This window comes from Actinomycetospora sp. (assembly GCF_055612215.1).
The window spans coordinates 1-6,499 of the sequence record NZ_JBVPVA010000697.1 but is presented as its reverse complement, the minus strand read 5'-3'; the positions used below and the strand labels follow the sequence as shown (position 1 = coordinate 6,499).

Sequence of the window (6,499 nt, the reverse complement as noted above, 5' to 3'; positions counted from 1 at the left end):
TCGATCAGCCGCGCGGCGGCGCAAAGGATGCGCTCGCGGTTGCGGCGTGCATCGGCGCGCTCGCGCTCCGGCGACGCCGCGCCCGCGTCGGGCGACATCGGGAGCTCGAACGATGGGGGGACCACATGGAGCACCCTAGACCGCCTGGGAGTCCTGGGCCCCCACCCGCGCGGCCAGGACGCCGAGGAGCTCCTCGAGCGCGTCGCCGCCGCCGGGCGCGCCACCGGGCAGCCCGACGCCCGGCTCTACCACGCGATCCAGCTCTTCCAGCTCTGCCGCGACCAGGGGCGGGTCGCCGACGCCGAGGAGCTCGTGCGCCAGGTGGTGGTCGGGTCGCCGGAGCTGCCCTCGATCCACGCCGCGCTCGCCGTGCTCTGCGCCGAGAGCGGGCGCCCCCGTGAGGCCGCCGCGCTCGTCGACGGGCTCGCTCCGCCCGATCTGGGTGACCTGCCGATCGAGGCGAGCACGATGGTGACCTGGGTGCTCTGCGCGGACGTGGCCGCTCGGCTCGGGGACCGCGCCCGTGCCGAGCAGCTCGTGCGGGTGCTCGCGCCCTACCCCGACCAGATCGCGGTGTGGGCGGTCGGCCTCGGCGTCGGCTCGGTCGCGTCCCGCCTCGGCCGGCTCGCCGGACTGCTCGGGGACCCCGACGCGTCGCGACGCCACCGCGCGAGGGCGCTGGAGATCGAGGAGCGCGCCGCCGCGCCGACGTGGCTCGCGCGGACCCGGGCGGGCTGATCGTCCGGGGCGCCCGGGGGCGGGAGAGGCCTAGGCTCTCCGGCGTGGAACGGCACGTCACGGAGCAGGACCGGTGAACGAGTCGCTCGGGGTCCTCCTCGCGGTCCTCGTGGGGGCCCTCGCGCTCACGGTGGCCTCGCGCAAGCTGGGCATCTCCCCGCCGCTGGCCCTCGTGGTCGTCTTCCTCGGGGTCTCGTTCATCCCCGGGCTGCCCGAGGTGCGCCTCGACCCGGACCTCGTGCTCCCCCTGGTCCTCGCACCGCTGCTCTACTCGGCGGGCCTGCAGAGCTCGCCGCGTCGGCTCCGGGAGAACCTCCGCCCGATCGGCCTGCTCGCCGTGGGGCTCGTGCTGTTCACCGCACTCGTCGTGGGCTTCGTGGCCTCGTGGTTGCTGCCCGGGCTCCCGCTGGTCAGCGGGTTGATCCTCGGCGCCATCGTGGCTCCGCCCGACGCCGTGGCCGCCGCGTCGATCGGGCGCCGGCTCGGGCTGCAGCGGCGGGTCATGGCGATCCTCGAGGGCGAGAGCCTGCTCAACGACGCGACGGCGCTGACGCTGCTGCGGATCATGCTGGCGGCCGCCGGGGTCGGGTCGGCGACGCCGAGCGTGCTCAGCGGGCTGGGCGAGTTCGTCGTCACCGCCGCGGGCGGGGTGGCCGTGGGTGCGGCGATCGGCTGGGTGGTGCACCGGGTCCGGCTCCGGCTCGCCGACGCGGTGATGGAGAGTGCGCTCGGGCTCGTCATCCCCTTCGCGACCTACGTGCTCGCCGAGGACTTCCTGCACGTCTCGGGTGTGCTCGCCGTCGTTATCGCGGGCCTCTACCTCGGGCACAAGTCCAGCGAGAGCGGGTTCGCGTCGCGCCTACAGGACCAGGCCGTGTGGGCCGGGCTGGACACCGTGCTCGAGGCGTTCGTCTTCGCGCTGATCGGGCTGCAGCTCGCGGTCGTCGTCAACGAGCTGCGCTCCGGGCTCGGCGTCGTGCTCGCCGCCGCCCTCGCCGTGCTGCTGGCGACGATCCTCGCCCGGATCGTCTGGGTGTTCCCGGTGACGTTCCTCGTCCGGCTCGTCCCGCGGGTGCGGGACCGCGAGCAGGACTGGTCGTGGCGGGGGTCGGCGGTCATCTCGTGGTCGGGCATGCGGGGGGTGGTGACGCTCGCCGCGGCCTTCGCCGTGCCCGACCAGGTCGTCGGCCGGGACGTGATCATCTTCCTGGCCTTCGTGGTGACGGTCGGGACGCTGCTGCTCCAGGGCCTGACCCTGCCGTGGGTGATCCGCCGGCTGCGGGTGTACGACACCGGTGCGCAGCGCGACGCGCTCGACGAGGCCGCCGCGAAGCAGGCCGCCGCGGAGGCCGCGGTGCGCCGGCTCGACGAGGTGACCGAGGACGGCACGCCGGAACACATCACCGTCCAGCTGCGCACCTGGGCCGAGCAGCGGGCCAACGGTGCCTGGGAGCGCCTGGGGCGCCCGCTGGAGGAGGTCGGCGAGTCGCCCACGGTGACGTTCTCGCGGCTGCGCCGGGAGATGCTCGCCGCTGAGCGGGCGACCTTCGTGTGGTTCCGCGACCAGGGCCGGCTCGAGGACGACGTGTTCGTGGAGATGCTCCGCGAGATCGACCACGAGGAGGCGATGCTGGACCGGTGAGGGCGCTCAGCGCTCCCGGGCCACGGGCACCTCGTCGTCGGTGAACACGACCCGCCCGGCCAGCACGTCCTCGAGCGTGGTGCCCGAGGACGTGGGCAGGTCCCAGCGTTCGGTGGAGTCCGCGAGCTGGAGCAGGGTGCCGCATCCGGAGCGGGGGCGGACGAAGGCCTCGCGCCAGGCCGGGTTCGCGAGGTCGACGTCGACGATCTCGTAGCCCGACGCGGTCAACCGGGCCACCGCCACCTCGACGTCGGCGACGATCATCGTGATGTGGTGGACGCCCGGTCCTCGGCGCGCCAGGAACCGGGCGACGGCCGCGTCCTCGCGCAGCGGGCTGATCAGTTCGATCTTCATCCCGCCGGGCAGCGCGAACTGCACGATCCGGATGCCCTGGCGGTCGTTGTCGCCGCCGAACAGGACACGGCCGCCGAGCGCGTCGCCGAACAGCGCCACCCCCTCGCGGGGGTCGGCCATCGCGAGCGCCACGTGATCCACGCGCAGCAGCCCGGCGTCGTCGGGGATCGAGGCGGTCGCGTCGGCCACGCCGTCGACGGGGTCCGTCACGTGCGCGCCCCGATCGCCGCGGCGACCCGCTCGATCGTGCTCGCCGGACCCTCGGCGTCGCCCGGGACGGCACCGGGCGTGAGGGCGACCGGGAGATCCACCCCGGCGCGGCGCAGGGCGTCGACCCGGGCGGCGACGTCCTCGCCCGTGCCGAGGGCGCACATCGCGTCGACGGCGGGGTCGTCGACGGCCCGCAGCGCCGCCGCACGGTCGCCGGCCTCCCACGCCCGCGCCGCCGCCTCGAGCCCGCCGAGGCTCCCGCGGAACGAGGGGCGGTGCGTGGGCACCATCGCGTACTGCAGGACGAAGCGGCGCATGCGCTCGCGCGCCTCCTCGGTGCGGTCGCCCGCATAAGCCCAGAACGATGCGGCGATCCCGACCTCGTCCGGGTCCCGGCCCGCCTCCCGGGCCCCCTCGCGCACCAGCGCGATCTTCGGCCCGTACTCGTCGGGCGGGGTCCAGGTCAGGAACGCGACGTCGGCGACCGCACCCGCGAGGCGCAGCATGCGGGGGTTCATCGCGGCGAGCATGACCGGGACGTCGACCGGGGCCATCGCAGCGCGGAAGCCGTGCGAGCGCACGTGCTCGCCGTCGAGGTCGGTGCGCCGCCCGGCCAGGACCGTGCGCAGCGCCGCGACGTACTCCGCGGTGCGGGCGCGCGGGGCGTCGAAGCGCAGCCCGTGCCACTGCTCGACCACGATCGGGCTCGACGCCCCGATTCCGGCGACCACCCGCCCGGGGGCGAGGGAGGCCAGCGTCGCGAAGCCCATCCCGGTGAGCACCGCCGTGCGCGGATAGACCCCGACGATGCCACTGCCGAGCCGGATCCGGTCGGTGGACGCGGCGATCATCCCGAGCATCGCGAACACCTCGGGACCCGCGACCTCGCCGACGAGCACGTCGCTGAAGCCGCGGTCCTCCGCGAGGCGGGCGAGGTCGAGGTACCGGCCCGCGGAGAGGCCCTCGTCGACGGGCAGCGTCACGCCCAGGCCGCGCAGGACCGTCACGAGGCACGCACCATCCGGCCCACGGCCGCGGTGTCGTACCAGCTCGTCAGCCGTTCGATGGTGGTGCCGTCGCCGGTCAGGTCGAACACGTCGACGGCGTCGAAGGCCACCTCGGCGCCGGCCCGGTTCCGCCCGGTGAAGCGGATCTCGACGAGCACGACGGTGCCGGCGACGACGACGCGGGTCGGCTCGTCGTGGTGGACCGGCAGCGCCGCGAGCGTCCACGGGAAGTGCGCGGCGATCGCCTCGCGGCCGTGGCGCGGCGGGGCGCCGACGGCGGCCAGCTCGGCGTCCGGGGTGAAGAGGTTCCCGACGGCGGTCCAGTCCTCGGCGTTGACCGCCGCGAAGTAGCGCTCGACGACGGCGGGCGTCGGGGTGCTCACGCGGTCAGCCGCTTGCGGAGCTCGGACATCGCCCCGAACGACCAGCGCGCGAGGGACGGGTCGCCGAAGGCGGTGATGTTCCACATGACGAGGTGGCGCAGGCCCTGCGCCACGTAGGCCTCGACCTGCTCGGCCACCTCGTCCGGCGTGCCGGCGAACGCGTAGTGGCGGACGACGGCGGGCGGGATGGCGTCGATGATCCGGAGCGACTCGGCGCGGTCGACGGCCGTCGGGATGAAGTCGTGGAAGCCCGAGGAGCCGGAATCCGGGAACGGGCCCTCGACGCCGAGGTCGTGGAACACCTGCGCGGGCAGCAGCACGCACAGCGCGCGCACCAGCGGGGCCTCGGTGAGCCGCTGCACCGTCTCGGCGTCGGGACCCATCAGGACGTACCCGAGCATGCCCGGGGTGATCGCGTCCGGGTCGCGCTCGGCGCGCTCGGCGGCCTCGCGGATGGTCCCGAGCGCGCGGCCGTAGCCGGCGGGGTCGAGCTTGGTCGGCAGCCAGCCGTCGGCCTTGCGCCCGGTGAGGCGCAGCATCCGGGGCCCGTGCGCAGCGGTCCAGATCTCCGGGGGCTGCTCGCCGAAGGGCCGGAGACCCAGGACGGCGCGCTCGAGGGTGTGGAAGCGCCCGTCGAAGTCGACGGGGCCGTCGGCGTCCATGAGCAGGCGCATCACGTCGAGGCCCTCGTCGAGGCGGGCGACGGGGCTGTCGAACGGCATCCCGTAGGGCGTGGCGTTGAGCTGCTCGCCGCTGCCCAGCCCGATGATCGCGCGGCCCCGCGTCACGTGGTCGAGGGTGAGGGCGGTCTGGGCGGCCATCGCGGGGTGGCGACGGATGAGGTCGGTGACGCAGACCCCGACGCGGATGCGCTCGGTCGCGGCGCCGACCACGCCCATCATGACCGCGGGGTCGAAGTAGACGTGGGGATTGGGCTGCAGGTCCGCGAGCGGGGTCAGGTCCGGGGTCCACATCGAGTCGGGGTGCCAGCCCATGAGGTGGTCGGGCCACCAGACGGCGTCGAACCCCTCGTCCTCGCTGCGCTTCGCGAACCGCACCGCTGCGTCGGCGGGCGGCATGATCTGGCCGGGGACGCCGAGTTCGATCTTCTTCGGGGCGCCGAGCGGCATCAGTACCGCCACCCGTCGCCGAAGGTCGCCAGCCGGCGCCCGAGGTACTCCTCGACGACGGTCAGGGCCGCGCGGGCGGCCCGGTCGGTCCCGATGCCGCGGCTGCGGAAGGTCTCGCCCGCGAACCAGAGCCCCTCGACGCCGGGCGGCCGCCAGTGCGGGCGGTACATCCCGACGAGGCCCGGCTTCTGGATCACCCCGAACGACGGCTCGAACACCAGGTGGCGCCGCCTCCACACGGGCTCCGCGAATCCCGGCCACATCTGCGCGACGTCGGCCTCGAACAGTTCGGTCTGCCGGCGCAGCCAGGCCCGGTCGCGGCCCTTCTCCCCGGGGAAGATCCCGCCCATGACGTGCAGCTGGGTGCCCTCCGGCGAACACGTCGGGTCCATCGCGGTCTGGTTGAACATGAAGCCGGAGAGTTCCGTGTTCGGCGTGCGCAGCCACGTGGAGAGCTCGCGCGGGTCGTACTGGTGGACCGGCTCCTCGGTCGCGAGGTAGAGCCCGATCCAGGAGATGCGGAACCGGTCCTGGGCGAGGAAGCGGATCTGGGCGGCGTACCAGTCGGGCAGGTCGGCCTCGTCGACGACGTCGAGCACGTGCCAGACCGGGAGGGTGCAGATGACGTGGTCGGCCTCGAGGACGTCCTCCTCGAAGAACTCGTTGGGCAGCACCCGCGGCTGCCGGGCGATCGCGACGCCCTTCACCTGGCGGTCCTCGACGACGATGCGCTCGACCGGGGTGCCGAGGCGCAGGTCGCCACCCGCGGCGGTGAACGCGTCGGCGAGGTCCGTCCACATCCCGTCCCAGCCCTGGCCCGGCCAGCACGAGTACGCCGCGGTGCCCCGTTCCCCGAAGTGCATCTTGCGGACGAAGAGGTTGTCGCTGGCCGAGTGGTCCCACCAGTCGTCGGTCATGCACTCGAGGACGGTGATGAACTCGAAGAGGTCGATCACGCCCTGGTCGTCGGTGTGCTGGTGCAGCCACTGGCGCAGCGGGCGGTCGTCCCAGCGGTCGAGCTCGTCCCACTCGGTG

At 74.2% G+C, this 6,499-nt stretch carries 7 protein-coding genes; 2 read left to right on the top strand and 5 right to left on the bottom strand.

The window, feature by feature from the left end; translation table 11 throughout:
* Together AC0CYZ_RS19180 and AC0CYZ_RS19175 are read left to right on the top strand one after the other, a co-directional pair.
* The coding region (locus AC0CYZ_RS19180; RefSeq protein ID WP_472218204.1) for a hypothetical protein at positions 1 to 738 on the top strand (738 nt) is incomplete at its 5' end.
* A gap of 73 nt (positions 739 to 811) precedes the next feature.
* Positions 812 to 2,380 (top strand): Na+/H+ antiporter, encoded by a 1,569-nt coding sequence (locus tag AC0CYZ_RS19175; RefSeq protein ID WP_472218203.1) that lies wholly within the window; start codon positions 812 to 814, stop codon positions 2,378 to 2,380.
* Between the two features lie 6 nt (positions 2,381 to 2,386).
* Here the strand turns inward: AC0CYZ_RS19175 and AC0CYZ_RS19170 are convergent, their stop codons facing one another.
* The 5 genes from AC0CYZ_RS19170 to AC0CYZ_RS19150 all read right to left on the bottom strand — a co-directional run.
* A complete protein-coding gene (locus AC0CYZ_RS19170) occupies positions 2,387 to 2,944 on the bottom strand; it encodes a VOC family protein (RefSeq protein ID WP_472218202.1) in 558 nt (185 codons plus the stop codon).
* Positions 2,941 to 3,951 (bottom strand): LLM class flavin-dependent oxidoreductase, encoded by a 1,011-nt coding sequence (locus AC0CYZ_RS19165; protein ID WP_472218200.1) that lies wholly within the window; start codon positions 3,949 to 3,951, stop codon positions 2,941 to 2,943. The genes AC0CYZ_RS19170 and AC0CYZ_RS19165 overlap by 4 nt, the downstream gene beginning before the upstream one ends.
* Positions 3,948 to 4,334 (bottom strand): nuclear transport factor 2 family protein, encoded by a 387-nt coding sequence (locus AC0CYZ_RS19160; protein WP_472218199.1) that lies wholly within the window; start codon positions 4,332 to 4,334, stop codon positions 3,948 to 3,950. Before AC0CYZ_RS19160 ends, AC0CYZ_RS19165 begins: the two co-directional genes overlap by 4 nt.
* Positions 4,331 to 5,476, bottom strand: coding sequence for an LLM class flavin-dependent oxidoreductase (locus tag AC0CYZ_RS19155; protein WP_472218197.1), 1,146 nt, complete (start codon positions 5,474 to 5,476; stop codon positions 4,331 to 4,333). Before AC0CYZ_RS19155 ends, AC0CYZ_RS19160 begins: the two co-directional genes overlap by 4 nt.
* The coding region (locus AC0CYZ_RS19150) for an FAD-dependent oxidoreductase (protein WP_472218195.1) at positions 5,464 to 6,499 on the bottom strand (1,036 nt) is incomplete at its 5' end. The genes AC0CYZ_RS19150 and AC0CYZ_RS19155, both read right to left, overlap by 13 nt.